A 20759-nucleotide genomic window follows, 5' to 3' on the forward strand; every position below is an offset into this window, starting at 1 on the left:
AAGGAGACAGGACCCCATGCACATCGTCATCACCGGCGGCGCCGGCTTTCTCGGCGCGCGCCTGGCGCGCACCCTCCTGGCCCTGGGCCAGCTCTCCCTCGACGGCGCCCCCGCCCGCGACATCGCACGCATCACGCTGGTCGACCGCGCGCCGCCGCCGCCCGACCTCGCGGCCAACCCGCGCATCGCAGCCGCCACCGGCGACCTCAACGCCCAGCTGGCCGACAACGGCGCCGCCTTCTGGCGCGAGGCCGACGCGGTGTTCCACCTCGCGGCCGCCGTCAGCGGCGAATGCGAAGCCGACTTCGACCTGGGCATGCGCAGCAACTTCGCCGCCACGCACGGCCTGCTCGAGAAGCTGCGCGCGCTCGGCACGCGGCCGGTGCTGGTGTTCTCCAGCTCGCTCGCCGTGTTCGGCGATTCGCCCGAACAGCCGCTGCCCGCGCTCATCGACGACCACACGCTGCCCACGCCGCAGACCAGCTACGGCATCCAGAAATTCATCGGCGAGCAGCTCGTGGCCGACTACACGCGCAAGGGCTTCGTGCAGGGGCGCAGCGTGCGCCTCATGACAGTGAGCGTGCGCCCCGGCCAACCGAACGGCGCGGCCTCGGGCTTCTTCAACGGCATGATCCGCGAGCCGCTCGCCGGCCTGCGCGCGGCCTGCCCGGTGCCCGACGAGACGCCCGTGGCCATCGCCTCGCCGGCCCGGACCATCGAAGGCATCGTGCGCGCCGCCGAAGCGAGCGACGCCGACTGGGGCCCGCGCACCGCGCTCAACCTGCCCTCGCTGGCCACCACCGTCGGCGAGATGGCCGCCGCGCTCGAGCGCGTGGCCGGCCGCGCCGCCACCGACCTGCTCGACCGCACGCCCGACGCCGCCATCCGCCGCATCGTCAAAACCTGGCCCGGGCGCTTCGACACGCCGCGCGCGCGGGCCCTCGGTCTCACGGCCGACGAGAGCTTCGACGCGGTGATCCGCGCCTACGTCCGTGAAAGTCCCGACGCGGTCAAACTGGTTATTGGTGCATAGTCATTTCCTGACTTGCGCCTGACGCGCTTTCGCCCCCCGAAACTCCCCGGAGACACCATGAAATTCGGCCACATCGCCGCCGCCTGCCTTTCGCTCGCCCTGGGCACCGCCGCCCTCGCGCAGCAACCCACCGTTCTCAAGATCGGCTATGCGACGTCCAAGGAATCGCATTACGGCGTGGGCTCCACCGTGTTCTGCGAAGAGGTCGAGAAGAACACCCAGAACCGCTTCAAGTGCCAGCACTTCGCCAACTCGGCGCTGGGCGGCGAGCGCGAGCAGATCGAAGCGATCCAGCTCGGCACGCAGGACCTGCTGAACACCTCGACCGGCCCCGTGGGCAACTTCGTGCCCGAGGTCAAGATCGTCGACATCCCCTTCCTGTTCCGCGACTACGACCACGCCCGCAAGGTCATGGACGGCCCCATCGGCCAGGACATCCTGACCAAGTTCCCGAGCAAGGGCATCATCGCGCTGGCCTGGACGGAAAACGGCTTCCGTCACATGACGAACAGCAAGCGCGACATCGTCAAGCCCACCGACGCGGCCGGCCTGAAGATGCGCACCATGGAAAACAAGGTGCACATGGACGGCTACCGCACCTTCGGCATCCTGCCCACGCCGATGGCCTTCCCGGAACTGTTCGGCGCGCTGCAGCAAGGCACGGTCGACGGCCAGGAAAACCCGATTCCCGTGATCCTGTCCTCGAAGTTCTCGCAGGTGCAAAAGCACCTGTCGCTCACCGGCCACGTCTACTCGCCGGCGCTGCTGCTGCTGTCGCCCAAGGTGTGGAACAAGCTCTCCGACGCCGACAAGAAGGTGTTCACCGAAGCGGCGAAGAAGGCCTCGATCGCGCAGCGCAAGAAGGTCAACGACGACGAGAACAACGGCATCGCCCAGCTTGAAAAAGACGGCATGAAGGTCACGCGCACCGTCGACGGCGCGGCCTTCCGCGACGCCCTGAAGCCGGCCTACGTGGGCTACGCCAAGGAATTCGGCGCCGACAACATCAAGAAGATCACGGACGTCAAGTAAGACCGCTCCGCCCCGACCGCGCCCGGCCCGCCTCAGTGGGCCGGGCGCTTCGCATTTCCGACACCACAGAGAACCACAACGTGCAAGCCTTCGAGCGCTACTTTCTCGCCGCCAACCGGTGGGCGCTGATCCTCCTGCTGGCGGCCATGTCCGTCATCATCTTCACCAACGTCGTGCTGCGCTACACCACGAACCAGTCGATCGAATGGGCCGAAGAGGTGTCGCGCCACATGATGATCTGGCTCACCTTCCTGGGCGCCGGGCCCGTGCTGCGCTACGGCGGCCACATCGCCGTCGAGAACCTGCAGGACGCCCTGCCCCGGCCCGCGGCCGTGGCGGTGCGCCTCGTGGTGGCCGGGCTGCTGTTCGCCTTCTTCGGCTTCATGGTCTGGTACGGCTGGCTCTACATGGAACGCACGATGTTCCAGCTCACCGCCGTGACGCAGATTCCGTTCGCCTACATCTACAGCGCGATGCTGATCGGCGGCGTGCTGCTGATCGTGCACTGGCTGCTGGTGGTGCGCGGCTACGTGCTGAACCGCGAGTTCGCGTCGGACGCGCATTTCGACGCCAACGCGTCGGCCTCGCTGTAAGGAGAAGACCATGGATGCCAGCATTGTCCTGATCGTCTCCGCCTGCGTGTTCCTGGCCATCGGCGTGCCCGTGGCCTTCGCGCTCGGCCTGGCCACGGCCGCCACCCTGATCCTCGCGGAAAGCTACCCGCTGATGGTGCTGCTGAAGGAAACCTTCACCGGCATCGACAGCTTTCCGCTGATGGCCGTGCCCTTCTTCATCCTGGCCGCCGAACTGATGAGCGGCGGCTCGCTCACCGAGGTGCTGCTGCGCTTCGCGGGCCAGTTCGTCGGCCACCGGCGCGGCGGGCTGGGCTACACCAACGTGGTGTCGCTGACCTTCTTCTCGGGCATCTCGGGCTCGGCGCTGGCCGACGCGGCCGGCCCCGGCTCGATGCTCATCAAGATGATGGACAAGGCCGGCTACGACCGCTCGTACGCGGCGGCGCTGACGGCCTCCACGGCCATCGTGGGGCCGATCATCCCGCCCTCGATCATCATGATCATCTACGCGCTGCAGGACGAGACCGTGTCGGTCGGCCAGCTGTTCGTGGCCGGCATCGTGCCGGGCATCCTGATCGCGGTGGCGATGTGCGTGGTGAACTTCTACGTGTCGAAGAAGCGCAACTACAAGGGCGACGGCCAGACGCCGCCGCTGCGCGAGATCCTCATCACGACGTGGAAGGCGATTCCCGCCATCCTGCTGCCGGTGGTCATCCTGGGCGGCATGCGCGCCGGCTGGTTCACGCCCACCGAGGCGTCGGTGGTGGCGGTGTTCTACGCGCTGGTGTGCGGCAAGTTCATCTACCGCACGCTCGAGTGGAAGATGCTGCCCGACATCCTGTCGCGCTCGGCCCTGCTGTCGGCGTCGGTGCTGATCATCATCGGGCTGTCGGCCTCGTTCGCGTGGGTGCTGACCATCGAGGGCATTCCGCAGCAGATGGCCGAATGGCTCATCAGCATGAACCTCTCGCCGTGGATGTTCCTGATCATCGTCAACGTGTTCCTGCTGCTGTTCGGCATCTTCATCGAGCCGCTGCCGGGCGTGATGGTGCTGGCGCCGATCCTTGCGCCGGTGGCCATCAAGCTGGGCGTCGACCCGGTGCATTTCGCGATGATCGTGATCTTCAACCTCACGCTGGGCATGATCACGCCGCCGGTGGGCGGGCTGCTGTTCGTTACCTGCAACGTGTCGAAGGTGCCGATGTCGGCGCTGGTGAAGGAGCTGGTGCCCTTCCTGTGGGCGCACGGCGCGGTGCTGGTCCTGCTGACCTTCGTGCCGATGCTCAGCACCTGGCTGCCGCGCGCGCTCGGGTTCAAGTAGCGGCACGGGCCGCTCCCGCCCGCACCCCCAGCTTCAGGCCGGCGGGTGCAGGTACTGGCTCGGCGGCACGCCGAGCGTGCGGCGGAACATCGCGGTGAAGGCGCTCGGGCTCTCGTAGCCGTGCGCCAGCGCCACCTCCAGGATCGACGCGCCCGCGGCCAGCCGCGGCAGGCTCAGCAGCAGCCGCGCCTGTCGACACCACGCGCCGAAGGTCATGCCAGTTTCGCGTTCGAACAGCCGGGCCAGCGTGCGCGCGTTCATGTGCAGCCGCGCGGCCCAGCCGTCGAGCGTGGCGGGCTGCGCGGGGTCGCGGATCAGCGCCTCGCACAGCGCGGCCAGGCGCGCGTGGCGCGGCATCGGCACATGCAGCGACAGCGCGGGCGCGGCCTCGATCTCGTCAAGGATCAGCTCCATCACGCGCTCGTCGCGCCCGCCCGGCGGGTAGTCCAGCGGCAGCGACACGGCCGCCACGATCAGCTCGCGCAGCAACGCGCCCACATGGATCACGCGGCACTCGGCGCCCAGGTCGGCGCGCGTGCCGGGCTCGACGAAGACCGTGCGCATCTTCACCTCGCCCGCCATGCGGATCTGGTGCGGCATGCCCGGCGGCACCCAGACGCCGCGCCCCGGCGGTACCACCCAGCTGCCGGCCGCGGCGCCGACCATCATCACGCCCGAGATCGCGTGGATGAGCTGCCCGCGCCGGTGCGCGTGCGGCGGAATGAAGGCGTCGCCCGCCGGGTCGGTGGCCAGCACGGCGACCGCGCGCGGGGTCGATTCGCCTTCGTCGGGGCGCAGATTCAGTTTGTCCATTTCACGACGATGTTTGCACATTCATAGCGAGAACATCTTTCCGTGTCTTCCTACGATGGCTTTTCTCCCTCTTTTTCTCCAACCGGACATCCAGGAAAGAAGCCATCGCATGAACACGCGCCGACTCGGGCTGCTCACCGGCACCCATGCCGTCAACGACCTCTACCAGGGCCTCGTGCCCGCGCTGCTGCCCTTCATGGTGCTGGAGCGCGGCTACAGCTACACGGCCGTGAGCGGCCTGATGCTGGCGGCCACCGGGCTGTCGAGCGTGGTGCAACCGCTGTTCGGCCTGTACGCCGACCGCCACCCGCGCGCCTGGCTCGTGCCCGTGGGCTTCCTGGTGGCGGCGCTGGGCGTGGTGCTGGCGGGCCTGAGCCAGAGCTACCTGCTGACCTGGATCGCGGTCGCGCTGTGCGGGCTGGGCATCGCGGCCTACCACCCGCCCGCCACCGTGGCCGCGCGCGCGGCCGGCGGCGCCTCGCAGAAGGCGATGAGCGTGTTCTCGGTGGGCGGCACCATCGGCGCCTCGTTCGCGCCCGTGTTGGCGGCCACGGTGGTCGGCGGCGGCAGCCTGTCGCGCAGCTATCTGCTGGGCATTCCCGCGGTGGCGATGGGCGTGGTGTGGCTCGCGGCCAACGCGCGGCGCAGCGCGGCCGCCCAGCACGCGGCCACGGTGGCGCGCGCCGCGCAGGCCCGCGCCCAGGTGCTGAAACCGCACAACGACTGGCGCGCCTTCAGCCTGCTGGTCGCGACCATCGTGGGCTGGTCGATCCCCTACGTCACGGTGCTGTCGATGCTCTCGCTGCGCATCACGCGCGACCTGCACGGCAGCACCTTCCAGGGCGCCGCGGCACTCACCGCCTTCACCGCCGCAGGGGCCGTGGGCACGCTGGCCGGCGGCTGGCTCGGCGACCGCATCGGGCGCATGGGCACCATCCGCAGCGGCTATCTGCTCGCGCTGCCGGCCATGGCGGGCCTCGTGCTTTCCTCCACGCCCGGCGCGGCGCTGGCCTGCACCGCGTGGCTCGGCATGAGCATGTTCCTGCCCTTCGCCGCGCAGGTGACGCTCGCGCAGGACTACCTGCCGCGCAACCCGGCCACCGCCAGCGGCATCACGCTCGGCCTCGCGCTCTCGGTCGGCGGGCTGGTGTCGCCGCTGTTCGGCCTGCTGTCGGATGCACGCGGACTCGGCGTGACGCTCACGGTGGTGTTGTGCGTGCTGTGCGTCGCGACCGTGCTGGCCTTGCGGCTGCGCAACCGGACGGTGCAGGTGATGACGGGCGAGGCTGCGGCGGCCTGAGCCCAACCCCACGCTCCCGGTGCACAGGGCACTGGGTGCTTCCCGCAGCGAAATCAAGGAGGAGCCGAAGGCGGGGGACATTCGCGGAGGGAAGCACCCGGTGTCCTGTGCACGCGCCCTGAACCACGGACCACCGAAATCCGTGGGCGATTCAACGCCGCACGCCTCCTCTTTCACTGCCAGAATCGACGCAAGCTTAGACGTCGAGCCTGACAGACAAGAAGAAGGAAAGAGAAGGACGCCATGCACCGAATCGTCGCCCAGGGCTGCAGCCTTGTCGCTGCCGGCTTGCTGGCCACCGCCGGTATCGCGGCCACGCCGGCCGCCGCGCCCGTTGCACCAGCAGCCGCCCCCGCCAACCCCACCAATCCCGTCACCCACCTTGCCGAAGTGGAAAGCGCCGTGCGCGCCTGGGCCGCCGCCTGGTCCGCGCGCGACGTGGAGCGCTACCTCGCCGCCTACGCGAGCGACTTCACCCCCGCGCGCGGCCAGACCCGCGAGCGCTGGGAGGCCGACCGGCGCGCCCGCATCACGGGCAAGTCGCGCATCAGCGTGGGCATCGAGGGGCTGGTGATCAGCGTCCAGGGCACCTCGGCCAGCGCGCAGTTCCGGCAGGTCTACCGCGCCGACGCGCTCACCGAAACCGACCGCAAGACGCTCGAGCTGCAGCGCGTGGGCACGCGCTGGCTGATCCGCAAGGAGAGCGCGGGCAACTGACGCGCCCCCTTGTCCCTGTAAGGCAAATGGTTCACGAAGATGTCACCACTTGCCACGATGCTGCAGCCTTCGACCTCCGAAAGCTGTGGCCGCCATGTTCCCCACCAAGACCGAGAAGGCACGCGACGAACTCCAGGCCGGGCAGCGCACGCTCAGCCAGCGTGAGCGCGCCCTGCTGCTCATGGCCGACGGCCGGCGCTCGCTGACCGACTTCAGCCCGCTGTTCCCCAGCCGCGTCGAGGCCGAGCAGGCGATCCAGGGGCTGATGCAGCGCGGCTACCTGCAGGTCGCGCGCCCGGTCGCGCCGCCTCCGGCACCCGCCCCCACGCCCGTCCCCGCCGCCGAGCCGATCCAGGTCGCCACCTCGGCCGACAGCTTCGACGGCAAGCGCTCGCTGGCCACCACGCGCATGTTCCTGTTCGACATCTGCGAGCGCATGTTCGTGCGCCGCGACCCGCGCTTCGCCAACCAGATGCGCGACGCCCTGCGCGAGGCCCGCGACCGCGAGGCCATGCTGACCATCGCCGCGCTGATGCTCTCCGAGATCGAGAAGGCCGCCGGCCCCGAGCGCGCCGACTCGCTGCGCGAGCGCATCGACAAGCTGCTGCCGCCGGCAGAAACCGTGCACTGAACCTCGCGAGAGCGGGTCGACATCCCCTGTTCAGGGGACGCGGACCTGCGGGGCTCGCTGCTAGAACTCACCTCCCAACTCAAGGAGGTTCAGCATGCCAAATCCGCAGAGCTATCACTTCACGCTTCCCAAGTCGAAACGACCGGGCGAAGTCTCCCTCAACGAGCCCTGGTACCCCGGCGTCCAGCCGTACTGGCCGACATGCACGACGAAACGATCGGTCGATCCGATCATGGGCATCACCACGGTGGTCATCCATGCCACGGCCGGCGGATCGTCTTCCGGTGCCATCTCGGTCATGAAGAAGCCGACCGACGCTGCCTCGTTTCACTGGCTGGTGCCCGATGAGGACGAGGCCCAGCACGGCGAACTGGTGTGGGCCTGCGTGCCCGAGGCGCTCGCTGCGTGGCACGTACGCAATGCGGCCTCGCATCCCGATGTGAACGACGGGGCCAAGCGGGTCAACCACTGGTCGCTTGGCATCGAGGTCGTGAACAAGCAGGAACTCGATCCGTTCTCCGATTGGCAAGTCGAAATCACGGCGCGCATCGTTCGCCACTGCTGGGCCAAATACCCCAACCTGGCCCATGTGGTCTCGCACGCCAAGCTGGACCCCGACCGCCGCACCGACCCCGGCACCCTGTTCGACTGGGAGCGCTTCAAGCACCTGGTCCTGAATGGCGAGGCCGATGCCATTCCCGTGGCGGTCGCCTCCGCCATGCCGCTCTCCCGCATCAGGCCGTCCCAGGCCGCGGGTTGCTGCCACACCTGAGGCCCCCACAGGCACGTCGACACCAGCCCCGGCCCCGCGATCCACTACACTCGCCGGGTCAGGAGAGAGCCCCGCGCGACGGGGCCGCCGAAGGCGCAGGGGTTCCCCGAACGCTCAGGCAAAAGGACTGACAAGACGCCGGCAACCACCGGCGTTTCCTTGCTGGAGAGAGGCCGTGGCATTGCACGCGGCCCACCGAAGGAGCAAACCCCGATCGTGGGGCGAATCTCTCAGGTAAAGCGGACAGCAGGGGTGGCCCGTGGCGTTGCAGCCATGGATTTCGACTGCCCCTTTGGAGTGCCCCGTGGCCGCTTCCTCCGCTTCTGACGCCCAACTTCTCAAGACCCCGCTGTACGACCTGCACGTGGAGCTCGGCGCCCGCATGGTGCCCTTCGCCGGCTATTCCATGCCCGTGCAGTACCCCGCCGGCCTCATGGCCGAGCACAAGCACACGCGCGACGCGGCCGGCCTGTTCGACATCTCGCACATGGGCCAGCTGCGCCTGGTCGGCCCCGATGCCGCCGCCGCGTTCGAAACCCTGATGCCCGTCGACGTGGTCGACCTGCCCGCCGGCAAGCAGCGCTACGGCCTGCTGCTGAACGACGAGGGCGGCATCCTCGACGACCTGATGTTCTTCAACGAAGGCAATGGCTCGCTCTTCGTGATCGTGAACGGCGCCTGCAAGGTGGCCGACATCGCCCACATCCAGGCCAGGATCGGCGCGCGCTGCCAGGTGCAGCCCCTGCCCGACCACGCCCTGCTCGCGCTGCAAGGCCCGCAGGCCGCGGCCACGCTGGCGCGCCTGTCGCCCGGCATCGAGCGCTTCGTGTTCATGACGGGCGGCGCGGTGCAGATCGGCGGCATCGCGGCCTTCGTCACCCGCAGCGGCTACACCGGCGAAGACGGCTTCGAGATCTCGGTGGCCGCAAAAGACGCCGACGCCCTCGCCCGCCTGCTGCTCGCGCAGCCCGAGGTGAAGCCCGTCGGCCTGGGCGCGCGCAACTCGCTGCGGCTCGAAGCCGGCCTGTGCCTGTACGGCAACGACATCGACACCACCACCACCCCGGTCGAAGCCTCGCTCAACTGGGCGATCCAGAAGGTGCGTCGCACCGGCGGTGCGCGCGAAGGCGGCTTTCCGGGCGCGGCCAAGGTGCTGGCCCAGCTGGCCGCCGTCGCCTCGGGCGCGGCCGGCCACACCGACCACAAGACGCTCACGCGCAAGCGCGTCGGCCTCGTGGCACTCGAACGCATCCCGGTGCGCGACGGCACGCTGCTGCAGTCGCTCGAAGGCCACGACATCGGCGCCGTCACCAGCGGCCTGCTCGGCCCCACGGCCGACCGCTGCGTGGCCATGGGCTACGTGGCCGCCGCCTTCGCCGAGCCCGGCACGCGCGTGCAGGCCATCGTGCGCGGCAAGCCGGTGCCGATGGAAGTCTCGACCATGCCTTTCGTGCCGACGCGCTACTACCGCGGCTGACCGACACTGAACCCCGCAGACCCGGCTAGGCTCTGCACCCCGATTCCATTTTTTCCACGAGGAGTTTTTTCATGAGCATCAAATACACCAAGGACCACGAATGGGTGGCGGCCGAAGGCGGCGCCGCCACCGTCGGCATCACCGTGCATGCGCAGGACGCGCTGGGCGACGTGGTGTTCGTCGACCTGCCTGAAGTGGGCAAGACCTTCGCGCAGGGCGAGGTCGCCGGTGTGGTCGAGTCGGTGAAGGCCGCCGCCGATGTGTTCATGCCCGTGTCGGGCGAGATCACCGAAGTCAACGAAGCGCTGCGCGCCGACCCGTCGCTGGCCAACAGCGACCCGCTGGCCGCCGGCTGGTTCTTCAAGGTCAAGCTGAGCGAACCCGCGCAGCTCGACGCCCTGCTCGACGCCGCCAGCTACGACAAGTTCGCCGCCGAATCCTGATCCGCTGAACAGCCGTTTCCTCGCACCTTCGTTCCTTCTCCCCCGAGCCTTCACCGCCATGCCGATTCCCGCCCTTCCCTCTTTGCAAGAACTAGAGAACGCCGAAGAATTCCTCGCCCGCCACATCGGCATCGATGCGGCGGACGAGGCGCGCATGCTGCCGGTGATCGGCTCCGAAACGCGTGCGGAACTCATCGACGGCATCGTGCCGGCGGCCATCCGCCGCGCCCGGCCGATGCGCCTGCCCGCGCCGGTCACCGAGGCCGACGCGCTGGCCGAGCTGAAGACGCTGGCGTCGAAGAACAAGGTGTTCAAGAGCTTCATCGGCCAGGGCTACTACGGCACGCACACGCCGGGCGTGATCCTGCGCAACATCCTGGAGAACCCCGCCTGGTACACGGCCTACACGCCCTACCAGGCCGAGATTTCGCAGGGCCGCATGGAAGCCCTGCTCAACTTCCAGACGATGGTGTGCGACCTCACGGGCATGGCCATCGCCAACGCCTCGATGCTCGACGAGGCCACGGCCGCCGCCGAAGCCATGACGCTCGCCAAGCGCAGCGTGAAGAGCAAGAGCAACGTGTTCCTCGTGTCAGGTGACTGCCACCCGCAGACCATCGAAGTCATCAAGACCCGCGCCGCGCCGCTGGGCATCGAGGTCAAGGTGAGCACGGTGTCGGAAACGCTGCCGCACCTGATGGTGAGCGGCGAGTTCTTCGGCGTGCTCGCGCAGTACCCGGCCACCACCGGCCACGTGCACGACCTGCGCCCGCTCGCAGGGCACGCGCACCAGTGCGACGCCGCCTTCATCGTCGCGGCCGACCTGCTGGCGCTGACGCTGCTGGTCGCCCCCGGCGAGTTCGACGCCGACATCGTCTGCGGCACCACGCAGCGTTTCGGCATGCCGCTGTGCAACGGCGGCCCGCACGCCGCCTACCTGGCCTGCCGCGATTCGTTCAAGCGCTCGCTGCCCGGCCGCCTCGTCGGCGTGAGCGTCGACACGCACGGCCAGCCCGCCTACCGCCTCGCGCTGCAGACGCGCGAACAGCACATCCGCCGCGAGAAGGCCACCTCGAACATCTGCACCGCGCAGGTGCTGCCGGCCGTGGTCGCCAGCATGTACGCCGTGTACCACGGCCCCGACGGCCTCACGCGCATCGCACAGCGCGTGGCCGTGCTCACCGCCATCCTCGCCAAGGGCCTGTCGCAGATGGGCCGCGAGCCGGTGAACACCACCGCCTTCGATTCGCTGACGATCCGCACCGGCGACGACACCGCCGCGATCATCGAGCGCGCACAGGCCGGCGGCGTCAACCTGCGCCAGCGCCTGCAGCAGCACCTGGGCATCTCGCTGGACGAAACCACCACGCGCGCCGACATCGAAACCCTGTGGGCCCTGTTCGTGCCCGCCGGCACCGCGATGCCGCGCTTCGACGAACTGGCCGCCAACACCACGCCGCTGATTCCCGAGGACCTGCGTCGCACCAGCGCCTTCCTCACGCACCCGGTGTTCAACACCCACAAGAGCGAGACCGCGATGCTGCGCTACATCCGCAGCCTCTCGGACAAGGACCTCGCGCTCGACCGCAGCATGATCCCGCTGGGCAGCTGCACCATGAAGCTCAACGCGACCAGCGAGATGATCCCCATCACCTGGCCCGAGTTCGCGAACATCCACCCCTTCGCGCCCGCCGACCAGCTGCAGGGCTACGCCCAGCTCGACGCGCAGCTGCGCGCCTGGCTGTGCGAGGCCACCGGCTACGCGGGCATCAGCCTGCAGCCCAACGCGGGCTCGCAGGGCGAGTACGCGGGCCTGCTGGCCATCAAGTCCTTCCATGAAGCCAAGGGCCAGGGCCACCGCAACATCTGCCTGATTCCCTCGTCGGCCCACGGCACCAACCCGGCCAGCGCCCAGATGGTGGGCCTGCAGGTGGTGGTGACGGCCTGCGACGCGCAAGGCAACGTCGACATGGACGACCTGAAGCGCGCCTGCGAGAAGCACAGCGCCCACCTGGCCGCCGTGATGATCACCTACCCCAGCACGCACGGCGTGTTCGAAACCCGCGTGAAGGAACTGTGCGAGCTCGTGCATGAGCACGGCGGCCGCGTGTACGTCGACGGCGCCAACATGAACGCGCTGGTCGGCGTGGCCGCGCCGGGCGAGTTCGGCGGCGACGTGAGCCACCTGAACCTGCACAAGACCTTCTGCATCCCGCACGGCGGCGGCGGCCCGGGCGTCGGTCCGGTCTGCGTGGTCGAAGACCTCGTGCCCTACCTGCCGGGCCATGCCACGGCCGGCGTGCCCTCGAACGGCGTGGGCGCCGTGTCGGCCGCGCCGCTGGGCAATGCGGCCGTGCTGCCGATCAGCTGGATGTACTGCCGCATGATGGGCGCCAAGGGCCTGCAGGCCGCGACCGAGACGGCCATCCTCAGCGCCAACTACATCAGCGCGCGCCTGAAGGACCACTACCCCACGCTGTACGCGAGCCCCAACGGCCACGTCGCGCACGAGTGCATCCTGGACCTGCGCCCGCTCAAGGACACCAGCGGCGTCACCGCCGAAGACGTGGCCAAGCGCCTCATCGACTACGGCTTCCACGCGCCCACGCTGAGCTTCCCCGTGCCCGGCACGCTGATGGTGGAGCCCACCGAAAGCGAACCGCTGGCCGAACTCGACCGTTTCGTCGACGCGATGATCGCCATCCGCGGCGAGATCCGCCGGGTGGAAGAAGGCGTCTGGTCGAAGGACGACAACCCGCTCAAGCACGCGCCGCACACTGCCGCCAGCCTGCTGGGCAGCGAGTGGAGCCACCCCTACTCGCGCGAACTCGGCGCGTTCCCGCTGGCCGAACTCAAGCAGGCCAAGTACTGGCCGCCGATCGGCCGCGTCGACAACGTCTACGGCGACCGCAACCTGTTCTGCAGCTGCGTGCCGGTGGGCGAGTACCAGGAAACCGAAGAGGCCTGAGCGCGAACGATCGTCAAAAATGAAAAAGGGGCGCCGCATGGCTTGCGGCGCCCCTTTTTATTTTCTTTCGCCCGTTACGGCGCCTTCTTGCCGGCCTGCTTCGCCACCTCGCCGGTGGCGATCTGCGCGCGCAGCCCGCGCAGGCTGGCCTTCATCTTGCGCTCGTTCTCGGGCCCCATGCGCACCAGGATCTTCTGGCCGGCCGAGAGCGATTCGAGCTTCGGGTCGACGTACTCGTAGCGCACCCAGGGCCGCTGCGAGGGAATCTCGCCCTTCACCTCGACCAGCTTCACCTGCACGGGCCCGGTGGGCTCGGGGGCCTGCAGCAGGTGGTCGATCACGGCGATGAAGCGGTCGTTGAAATAGCGCCCCGGATAGCCCAGCTCTTCGTACGCCTGCTGGAACAGCGGGTACAGCCGCGCATACACCGCCGCCGCCTTGGCCGGATCGACCGCCCCGGCCAGCATCACCATGCCGTTGTAGCGCGCCGCGTTGTTCGCCGCGATGGTCTGCACGCCGCCCTGCTGCGGCCCCTCGGTGATGAAGCGCTGCGGCGCGGGCTGTACGGGCCACTTGCTGGCGGGTGCCTGCTCGCGCGGCAGGTTGTCGACGGTGGCCACGAAGCGCCGCACCACGCCGTCGGACTGCAGGTAGGCCGCGACGGCCTTGCCGCCCAGCAGCTCGGTGAGCGCCTTCATCACGCGCGCATCGGAACTGGCCAGTGCGGGCAGCGCGGCATCGGGCGGGGCCAGCGCCTCGACCGGGTTCTGCGGGCCCTTGGGCTCTTCGGCCTTGGGCGGCTCGGGGGGCGCGTCGTTCGGTGCGACGGCCACGGGCGCGGTCGGCAGCGGCGCCAGTTGCTGCTGCTGGTACCAGCGCCAGCCGAAATAAGCCGCCACCAGCACGACCAGCGCCAGGCCGACGATGGTGCCCATCGGCGCTTCCTTGCGGGGTCGGAATTCAGGGGTGTCGCGGGGGGAGTCGGCGTCGGACATGGGCGGTTTCCTTTTGCGGGATGGCAGTGGGGAGACGAAAGGCAATGGTGCACCAGGATGGCCTGCACGGCCCGCACGATCGCCACGTTCTCGTAACCCCCTGTGACGCCCCACCCGCGCCGAAGTTCAGTCGCTCACGCTGTCACTCGCCGCCGATGCGCACCACATGCGCCTCGCGCGGATCGACGCGGCCCGCGTGCAGGTCGGCGATCACCGCCTGCGCATGCGCGAAGCCGCGGCCCTGAGCCAGCGTCATCCAGCGGTTGCCCGGGCGGCTCAGCTCGGCGATGAAGCGGCCCTGCGCGTCGTTGAAGCGGCGGTTGACCTCCTGCGGGCCCCAGTCGGCATTGCGCTTGCGGATCTGCACGGGCGCGAAGTAGAGCTTCGGCGTGGGGCCGGGCAGCGCGCTGGTGTCGCCCAGGAATTCGGTCTTCTGCGCCGAACCCGCATAGCAGTCGTACACCAGCGATTCGCCGAAGTGGTGGTGCACGGTGGTGCGCAGGTCGTCGTGGCCCGCGAAGTCGACGTACAGCGTGGGCACGTCGGCCGCGAGCGTCGCGATCTCGCCGTAAGCCACCGTGCGGTCGTAGCAGCCCAGCGCCTCGACGAAGGCGCGGTTGCCTTCCGAGGTGGCGGCGATGAGTTGCAGGCCTTCGCGGCGGCCGAGGCAGAAGGCCGTGCCGAACGCCGTCTTGCTCGAGGCGCTCGACACCACCACCTGCGTCGCGCCGAAGAAGCCGTTGTCTTCGAGGAAGTCGGCCAGCATGAACGAGGTGATGAACAGCGGGCGCACCAGCATCTGGTAGTCCTCCAGCGCGGCGACGTAGCCCGCGTCGTGGCTGCAGCGCATGTACTGGTTGTAGGCCGACACCAGTTCGCTGCGGTGCGCCGCGCCGTCGTAGAAGCCGCGCGGCGTCACGCGCACCGGCTGCATGCGCAGGTGGCTCGCAATGGAAAAGTAGCCGTAGAAGCGCTCGCCCACCGCCACGCCTTCCACGTTCGATGCCACCACGTCGGCAAAGCCCCAGGCCGGCATGTGGCCCCAGTCGGCGTCGCCGGTGGGAAAGAACTGCCAGTACTTCATCACCGCATCGCCGAAGGCCGCGTAGGTGATGTTGTTGGTGGTGAGCGAGAAGCGCTCGATCTGCATCAGCACCTCGCCCGGCTGCAGGCTGCCGGCGTCTTCCGAAGTGACGATGCGGGTGGTTCCGAGTGCGTTCTTGCGCGTTTCGAGGCGGGTTAAAGTGAATGCGTTGTTCATTCGCAAACTGTAGGACGGCCCGCTTCGCCGCGGGTTCGGAAACCCGGTCCATGCCCGCCGCTCCCCGCTCCAAGCCCCTGAAACGCCCCACGCAGGCGCGCAGCAAGTTCACCGTGCAGGCCATCTACGACGCCTTTGTTCGGATTTGGCGCGCGCAGGGCTGGGAGGGCGTGACCACGCGCGCCGTGGCGCTCGAGACCGGCATCGCCGTCGGCACCTTCTACGACTACTTTCCCGACAAGGAAGCCCTGCTCTCGGGCTATGTGCGCCACTGCGTCGAGGCGCTGCTGGCGCGACTCGACGCGGACGTGATCGCTCCTTCAGGCATCGACTGGCGCGAGCGCACGCAGCGCCTCGTGCGCCTCACCTGCGACACGCGCACCGACGGCTTGCCCGCCTTCGACCACGAGATGCTGATGCTCGAGCACCGCGTGGCCGAACCCAAGCACCACCGGCGCGTGTACGACGAGCTTCTCGCGCGCTGGACGCGGGCCTTCGCCGCCTGCCGCGACCTGCAGCCGCCGCCCTCGCCCGCCACCGTGCAGGCGCTGCTGACTGCGGCCTGGGGCGGGCGCCGCTACCGGCTGCTGGTGCAGCCCGACCCCATCGACGACGCGTGGGTCGCAGAGATGGAAGCGATGGTCAGGGCGCGGCTGTCGGCGCGCTGAGCGCCTGCAGCCACGCCAGCGTGCCCTGCAGCTCGGCCGGACGGATCTCGTGTGCGCCCGGAAAGTCCGAGCCCGACAGCGCCAGCGGCAGCCCGCGTGCCAGCTCGCGCGTGGCCTGCGCGGCGCTTGGTGGAATCACGTTGTCGGCGCTGCCGTGGCTCACCCACAGCGCCTTGCCCGCGAAGGCCTCGGGCGGTGCGATGTGCGGCACCACCTCGGGCAGCAGCCGGCTGTGCCACACCAGTGCGGCACGCAGTTTCTCGGGCTGCGTGAGCAGCAGCGACAACGACATGATCCCGCCCTGGCTGAAGCCGCCGACCACCACGCGCTCGGGCGGAATGCCCAGCTGCTGCGACGCCGACGTGACCATCTCGCCGATGAGGAAGCGGCTTTCGCGCTCCTGTTCTTCGTCGATGCGGCGCCCACCGTCGGCCAGCACCTGGAACTCGAACCAGGCGTAGGAACCGGGCGACAGCACGTACGGCGCGCGCAGGCTCAGCACGTGGAACTGCGGCGGCATCATGCGCGCCAGGCCGAACAGGTCCTGCTCGTTGCTGCCCACGCCGTGCATCAGCACGAGCAGCCAGGGTTCAGGGCCGCCCGAGGGTGCGGGGTGGTGCAGGAACTGCAGGGGCAGATGGAGCGATGTCATGGGTCGGAAGGGCTCGAAAAAAATGACGGACGGCGCGGCTCAGCGAAAGCCCTTGGCCAGCGCCCGCGTGACCTCGGCCGAGGACACCTCGCGGCAGCCGGTGGCGTTCTGCCCCGACCACAGCGGAGAAAAATCGCCGCTGCCCTGCGCCTCGGCCTTGGCGCGCAGCGGCGCGATGCCCGAGGTGGCGAGCGGAAATTCCGGCGCCGGGCCGATGGCACCCAGCTCGCGCATCACGCGGTTGACGATGCCGCGCGCCGGCCGGCCGGTGAACAGGTTGGTGAGCGCCGTGTGGCGCGCGGCCTCGCTCTTCAGCGCCGCACGGTGCAGCGCGCTGGTCGAGGCCTCGGGCGTCAGCAGATAGGCCGTGCCGATCTGCACGCCGGCCGCACCCAACGCCATGGCCGCGGCCACGCCGTCGGCATCCGCGATGCCGCCCGCCGCGATCACCGGCACCTTCAGTGCATGCACCAGCTGCGGCAGCAGCGCGAAGGTGCCGAGCTGCTTCGTGAGGTCGTGCGACAGGAAGTGGCCGCGGTGCCCGCCGGCCTCCAGCCCCTGCGCGATGACCGCGTCGGCTCCCTTGGCTTCGAGCCACAGCGCCTCCTCGACGGTGGTGGCCGAGGCCAGCACCTTCGCGCCCCAGCCGCGCACCTTGGCCAGCAGCGGCTCGGGCGGCAGACCGAAATGGAAGCTCACCACCGGCGGCTTGAACTCGGCCACCAGGTCGGCCACCTCGGCGCTGAAGGGGTTGCGCCCCGGCCCGTTCGGAATGGCGGCGGGGTCGATGCCGAACTCGGCGTAGTACGGCGCGAGCGCGCCGCGCCACACGGCTTCGCGCTCGGCACTCGGCACCGGCGGCGTGTGGCAGAAGAAATTGACGTTGTAGGGCTTGTCGGTGCCGGCGCGGATTGCCGCGAGTTCGCTGCGCATCGCGTCGGGGCTGAGCATCGCGCCCGGCAGCGAGCCCAGGCCGCCTTCGTTGCACACCGCAATCGCCATCGCACTGCCCTGCGCGCCGGCCATCGGCGCCTGGATCAAGGGAAGCTCGGTGCCGAGGATCTGTTGCAACGTCGTCATTCGGGGTGCGCTCCTGTGTCCGTGTGTCGAATGACGGCATTCTCCGGCGAAGCCGGTGGGCGCTGTGGCTGCGGGGTCATCGCGGGCGCAGCCGCCCGCCGGCTCAGCGCGCCTTGCCGAAGTCCTTCAGCTTGAAATCGGTGTCGTCCTGGTAGCCGTACAGGCGGCACACCGCGCGGAAGTCGTCCACCGCAAAGCCGGTCCAGGTGTAGTTGCGGGCGCGGCGGCCCGTCTGGCGGCTCTGCACGTCGAAGGACAGCGAGGCCTTCGGCTCCGGCAGGTTGATCGTCTTGTGCAGGCTGGGCACGAACTTGAAATCTTGCGTCTCGAAGCGCTTGGAGGCACCGAGCGCCGTGCGCACGACGATGGCCTCGGGCGTGAACTCGTAGCGCGACACGAACAGGTAGTCGCGCCGCACGGCGACGATGACCACGAGCGCCAGCAGCAGCGTCACCGCATAGAACAGCGGCGTGTTGATCGTGCGGTCGACCAGGAAGCGGTAGGCGTAGTTGAACACCAGCGAGGTCAGGCCGACCATCAGCACCAGCTGCCCGAGCTGCATCAGCAGCCACTTGCCTTTGTGCGAGACGGAAACGATCACGACCGTTTCACTCCTCGCTGGTCCACTCCACCTGCACGCCCAGGCTGCGCAGGTTTTCCACGAAGCGCGGGTGCGCGCGCCGGATCGGCGTGGCGTTGCGGATCTCGGACTTGCCTTCGATGCTCGCGGCCACCATGAACAGCGCGATCGCCACGCGGATGATGTAGGGGCTCTCGACCACCGCCGGCGTGAGCGCGTGGCCACCGAAGGTGATGAGCCGGTGCGGGTCGGACGAGAACACGTGCGCGCCGAACTTCGACAGTTCGCCGGTCCAGCCCAGCGCGCCGTCATACACCTTGTTCCAGAACATCGCGTTGCCCTGCGCGCGCACGCCCAGCGCAATGAAGATCGGCAGCAGGTCGACCGGGAAGTACGGCCACGGCGCGGCCTCCACCTTGGTGAGCACGTTGCTGGTGAACGGCGTCTGCACCTTCAGCGGACCGCTGCGGATGGCGCGCGACCAGCCGTCGGCATGCTCGATCTGCACGCCGAACTTGGCAAAGGTGCGGTCGATGAGCGGAAAGTTGCCGGGCGCGCTGTTGCGCACCACGACGTCGCCGCCGGTGATCGCGCCCAGCGCCAGGAAGGTGGTGATCTCATGGAAGTCTTCGTCGAAGCGGAACTCGCCGCCGCCCAGCCTGGCGCCGCCATGCACAGTAAGCCGCGACGTGCCCATGCCCTCGATGCGCACGCCGATCATGGCCATGAAGCGGCAGAACTCCTGCACGTGCGGCTCCGAGGCTGCATTGGTGAGCGTCGAGACACCGTCCGCGGCGGCCGCGCACAGCACGAAGTTCTCGGTGGTCGTCACCGAGGCGTAGTCCAGCCAGTGGTCGGTGGGCGTCAGGCGCACGGGGCTGTACACCAGCAGCGAACCCTCGGTGCGCTCCACCTGGCCGCCGAAGCGCTGGAACACCTCGACGTGCGGATCGATCTCGCGCACGCCCAGCGTGCAGCCCTTGACGTTGTCTTCCAGCCGCGCGACGCCGAAGCGCGCCAGCAGCGGCGGCACCAGCATGATCGACGAGCGCATTTCCTCGGGCAGGCGGTGGCGGGCCGCATCGAAGGTGGTGGCGCGGTGGTTCAGCTCGAGCGTGCCGCTCTCGTGGTCCATGCGGACCTCGCTGCCCAGCGTGCGGAAGATGTCGAGGATCTTGCGCACGTCGGTGATGTCTGGCACCCCGTGCAGCCGCAGCGGCTCGCAGGTGAGCAAGGTGGCGCAGAGCACCGGGAGCACGGCGTTCTTGTTGGCGGAGGGAACGATGCGGCCGCGAAGGGGCGTACCGCCGTGCACGATGAGGTTGGACATGAAGGGGGCGAACAGAAGGGGCGAAGGCACGAACTGTTCGCGCCGGACGGCGGAACTTTACCGTTGGAAACGACGGGTTTCCGGGGGCTCAGTTGTAAGAATTTGGAAACGCCCGCGGCGCACTGGTGCAGCCGCGGCGTGGCCTGGGAGGTCCGTCAGGCCTTGCGCTGGAAGCCCGGCGCCTGGTCCACTTCGGTCGGCTTGTAGATCTTGTGCGCTGCCGTCGCGCTGCCCGCGTCGGCCACCACCAGCAGGCGCCACAGCGGCTCGCGCACAGCGCACATGCTTTCGTCGGGCGTGAGCGCGAAGGTCGGCAGCGCCGGGGCGGTGCCCTTCACGACCACCTTGAGCAGCATCGCGCCCTTGGCGTTCGACACCTCGATGTCGTAGCCCAGCGCCTTGCTCGTCACGTCTTCCGCGTTGTAGCCATAGCCCTTGAAGTGGCCCATGACGTAGGCCATGGCGGCGGCCTGGACGGCATCCGTCGTGGTCGGGCCGGCCGGGGCCGCGTCGGCGTCGTCATCCGCCGCGACGCCGCCACGGGCCTTCGCGGCCGTGATGTCGGCCTCGGTCGGCACCCAGCCGCGCGCACCGCGCACCAGCACGGCGAGCTGCTGCTCGGGTTCCCAGCTGGCGACGTGCCACTCGGCGTCGTCGCGCACGCGGGTCGAGACCTTGGCGCTCTTGTTGCTCTCGAGCTCGGCGATGGCGACGCGGTTGGTCTGCAGCACGGCGCGGAAGCCCTGGCCGGCGTCGAAGGTGCGCTTGAGCAGGGCCAGGCGGTCCTTGGCGCGCTGCGCCTGCTGGGCGCTGCGCACGCCGCCGCCGGGGCGGCGCTGGGCGTCGAGCGATTCCAGGTAGAACCAGCGGCCACCGGCCGCCACGCTCACGTACTCGCCCCAGATGGTGGCGATGACGTTGTCGCCGGTGGCGAGCCAGGCGTGCTCGAACGGCTTGTCGCGTGCGTCGAACACCCCCATCTTGGCGACGATTTCGACCGGCGTGAGGCGCGGTCCGGAGAGCCGCATCTCATCGATGGCGGCGAGCACGGAGGGGTCGACTTCCTTGTCCATTCAGCGGAATTCTGGCGAGTTGGGAGGGGGTGGGAGTA

General features: G+C 69.2%; 20 protein-coding genes and 2 riboswitches. Of the genes, 12 read left to right on the plus strand and 8 right to left on the minus strand.

The window, feature by feature from the left end; genetic code table 11:
- The first annotated feature begins 16 nt into the window (after window positions 1-16).
- From denD to AC07Q9_RS12945, 4 genes are all read left to right on the plus strand, one after another.
- Window positions 17-1033 carry a D-erythronate dehydrogenase gene (gene denD / locus AC07Q9_RS12930; protein WP_495309821.1) on the plus strand — a complete coding sequence of 339 codons (1017 nt, stop codon included), beginning with the start codon at window positions 17-19 and terminating at the stop codon, window positions 1031-1033.
- A 57-nt stretch (window positions 1034-1090) separates the two neighbouring features.
- The gene (locus AC07Q9_RS12935) at window positions 1091-2065 is read left to right on the plus strand and encodes a TRAP transporter substrate-binding protein (RefSeq protein ID WP_492678253.1); all 975 of its coding nucleotides are present in this window, start codon (window positions 1091-1093) and stop codon (window positions 2063-2065) included.
- A gap of 80 nt (window positions 2066-2145) precedes the next feature.
- A complete protein-coding gene (locus tag AC07Q9_RS12940; protein WP_095947438.1) occupies window positions 2146-2658 on the plus strand; it encodes a TRAP transporter small permease in 513 nt (170 codons plus the stop codon).
- A 10-nt stretch (window positions 2659-2668) separates the two neighbouring features.
- Complete coding sequence (locus tag AC07Q9_RS12945; RefSeq protein WP_354346482.1) at window positions 2669-3961, plus strand: TRAP transporter large permease; 1293 nt, start codon at window positions 2669-2671, stop codon at window positions 3959-3961.
- Between the two features lie 33 nt (window positions 3962-3994).
- On the opposite strand, the gene AC07Q9_RS12950 is transcribed toward AC07Q9_RS12945, so the two are convergent.
- Window positions 3995-4774, minus strand: a complete 780-nt coding sequence (locus AC07Q9_RS12950) for an AraC family transcriptional regulator (protein WP_495309824.1) — start codon at window positions 4772-4774, stop codon at window positions 3995-3997.
- A gap of 109 nt (window positions 4775-4883) precedes the next feature.
- Here AC07Q9_RS12950 and AC07Q9_RS12955 point away from each other — a divergent pair, with 109 nt between their 5' ends.
- The 7 genes from AC07Q9_RS12955 to gcvP all read left to right on the plus strand — a co-directional run bounded on the left by AC07Q9_RS12955 (window position 4884) and on the right by gcvP (window position 13082).
- Window positions 4884-6074 carry an MFS transporter gene (locus tag AC07Q9_RS12955; RefSeq protein WP_495309826.1) on the plus strand — a complete coding sequence of 397 codons (1191 nt, stop codon included), beginning with the start codon at window positions 4884-4886 and terminating at the stop codon, window positions 6072-6074.
- Between the two features lie 243 nt (window positions 6075-6317).
- Window positions 6318-6791 carry a L,D-transpeptidase Cds6 family protein gene (locus AC07Q9_RS12960; RefSeq protein ID WP_495309828.1) on the plus strand — a complete coding sequence of 158 codons (474 nt, stop codon included), beginning with the start codon at window positions 6318-6320 and terminating at the stop codon, window positions 6789-6791.
- A 94-nt stretch (window positions 6792-6885) separates the two neighbouring features.
- Window positions 6886-7422, plus strand: a complete 537-nt coding sequence (locus AC07Q9_RS12965) for a hypothetical protein (protein WP_062474467.1) — start codon at window positions 6886-6888, stop codon at window positions 7420-7422.
- Window positions 7423-7516: 94 nt separating this feature from the next.
- On the plus strand, window positions 7517-8194 hold the full coding sequence (locus AC07Q9_RS12970; RefSeq protein ID WP_495309831.1) for an N-acetylmuramoyl-L-alanine amidase: 678 nt from the start codon (window positions 7517-7519) through the stop codon (window positions 8192-8194).
- A gap of 49 nt (window positions 8195-8243) precedes the next feature.
- Window positions 8244-8334: riboswitch (glycine riboswitch) on the plus strand.
- A gap of 12 nt (window positions 8335-8346) precedes the next feature.
- Window positions 8347-8451: riboswitch (glycine riboswitch) on the plus strand.
- A gap of 47 nt (window positions 8452-8498) precedes the next feature.
- The gene (gene gcvT / locus AC07Q9_RS12975; protein ID WP_495309832.1) at window positions 8499-9671 is read left to right on the plus strand and encodes a glycine cleavage system aminomethyltransferase GcvT; all 1173 of its coding nucleotides are present in this window, start codon (window positions 8499-8501) and stop codon (window positions 9669-9671) included.
- Between the two features lie 71 nt (window positions 9672-9742).
- The gene (gene gcvH / locus AC07Q9_RS12980; RefSeq protein WP_062474411.1) at window positions 9743-10114 is read left to right on the plus strand and encodes a glycine cleavage system protein GcvH; all 372 of its coding nucleotides are present in this window, start codon (window positions 9743-9745) and stop codon (window positions 10112-10114) included.
- 58 nt (window positions 10115-10172) lie between these two features.
- The gene (gene gcvP / locus AC07Q9_RS12985) at window positions 10173-13082 is read left to right on the plus strand and encodes an aminomethyl-transferring glycine dehydrogenase (protein WP_495309834.1); all 2910 of its coding nucleotides are present in this window, start codon (window positions 10173-10175) and stop codon (window positions 13080-13082) included.
- Window positions 13083-13156: 74 nt separating this feature from the next.
- Here the strand turns inward: gcvP and AC07Q9_RS12990 are convergent, their stop codons facing one another.
- A complete protein-coding gene (locus AC07Q9_RS12990; protein WP_495309836.1) occupies window positions 13157-14077 on the minus strand; it encodes a DUF3014 domain-containing protein in 921 nt (306 codons plus the stop codon).
- A gap of 142 nt (window positions 14078-14219) precedes the next feature.
- The gene (locus tag AC07Q9_RS12995) at window positions 14220-15338 is read right to left on the minus strand and encodes a DUF2855 family protein (RefSeq protein ID WP_495309838.1); all 1119 of its coding nucleotides are present in this window, start codon (window positions 15336-15338) and stop codon (window positions 14220-14222) included.
- A 50-nt stretch (window positions 15339-15388) separates the two neighbouring features.
- Between AC07Q9_RS12995 and AC07Q9_RS13000 the strand changes: the two genes are divergently transcribed.
- Window positions 15389-16006, plus strand: coding sequence for a TetR/AcrR family transcriptional regulator (locus tag AC07Q9_RS13000; protein WP_495309839.1), 618 nt, complete (start codon window positions 15389-15391; stop codon window positions 16004-16006).
- Here AC07Q9_RS13000 and AC07Q9_RS13005 read toward each other — a convergent pair.
- From AC07Q9_RS13005 to AC07Q9_RS13025, 5 genes are all read right to left on the minus strand, one after another.
- Window positions 15981-16658 carry an alpha/beta hydrolase gene (locus AC07Q9_RS13005; protein WP_070059384.1) on the minus strand — a complete coding sequence of 226 codons (678 nt, stop codon included), beginning with the start codon at window positions 16656-16658 and terminating at the stop codon, window positions 15981-15983. The two genes, AC07Q9_RS13000 and AC07Q9_RS13005, sit on opposite strands and share 26 nt — an antisense overlap.
- Window positions 16659-16697: 39 nt before the next feature.
- Window positions 16698-17738, minus strand: coding sequence for an NAD(P)H-dependent flavin oxidoreductase (locus AC07Q9_RS13010; RefSeq protein ID WP_495309840.1), 1041 nt, complete (start codon window positions 17736-17738; stop codon window positions 16698-16700).
- A gap of 103 nt (window positions 17739-17841) precedes the next feature.
- A complete protein-coding gene (locus AC07Q9_RS13015; protein ID WP_495309841.1) occupies window positions 17842-18339 on the minus strand; it encodes a hypothetical protein in 498 nt (165 codons plus the stop codon).
- 7 nt (window positions 18340-18346) lie between these two features.
- Entirely contained in the window at window positions 18347-19648 is a 1302-nt protein-coding gene (locus AC07Q9_RS13020; RefSeq protein ID WP_495309842.1) for a UDP-N-acetylglucosamine 1-carboxyvinyltransferase, read from the minus strand.
- Between the two features lie 155 nt (window positions 19649-19803).
- On the minus strand, window positions 19804-20721 hold the full coding sequence (locus AC07Q9_RS13025) for a protein NO VEIN domain-containing protein (protein ID WP_492678227.1): 918 nt from the start codon (window positions 20719-20721) through the stop codon (window positions 19804-19806).
- Window positions 20722-20759: the final 38 nt, after the last annotated feature.

Source organism: Variovorax sp. GW821-FHT09A10, assembly GCF_059418385.1.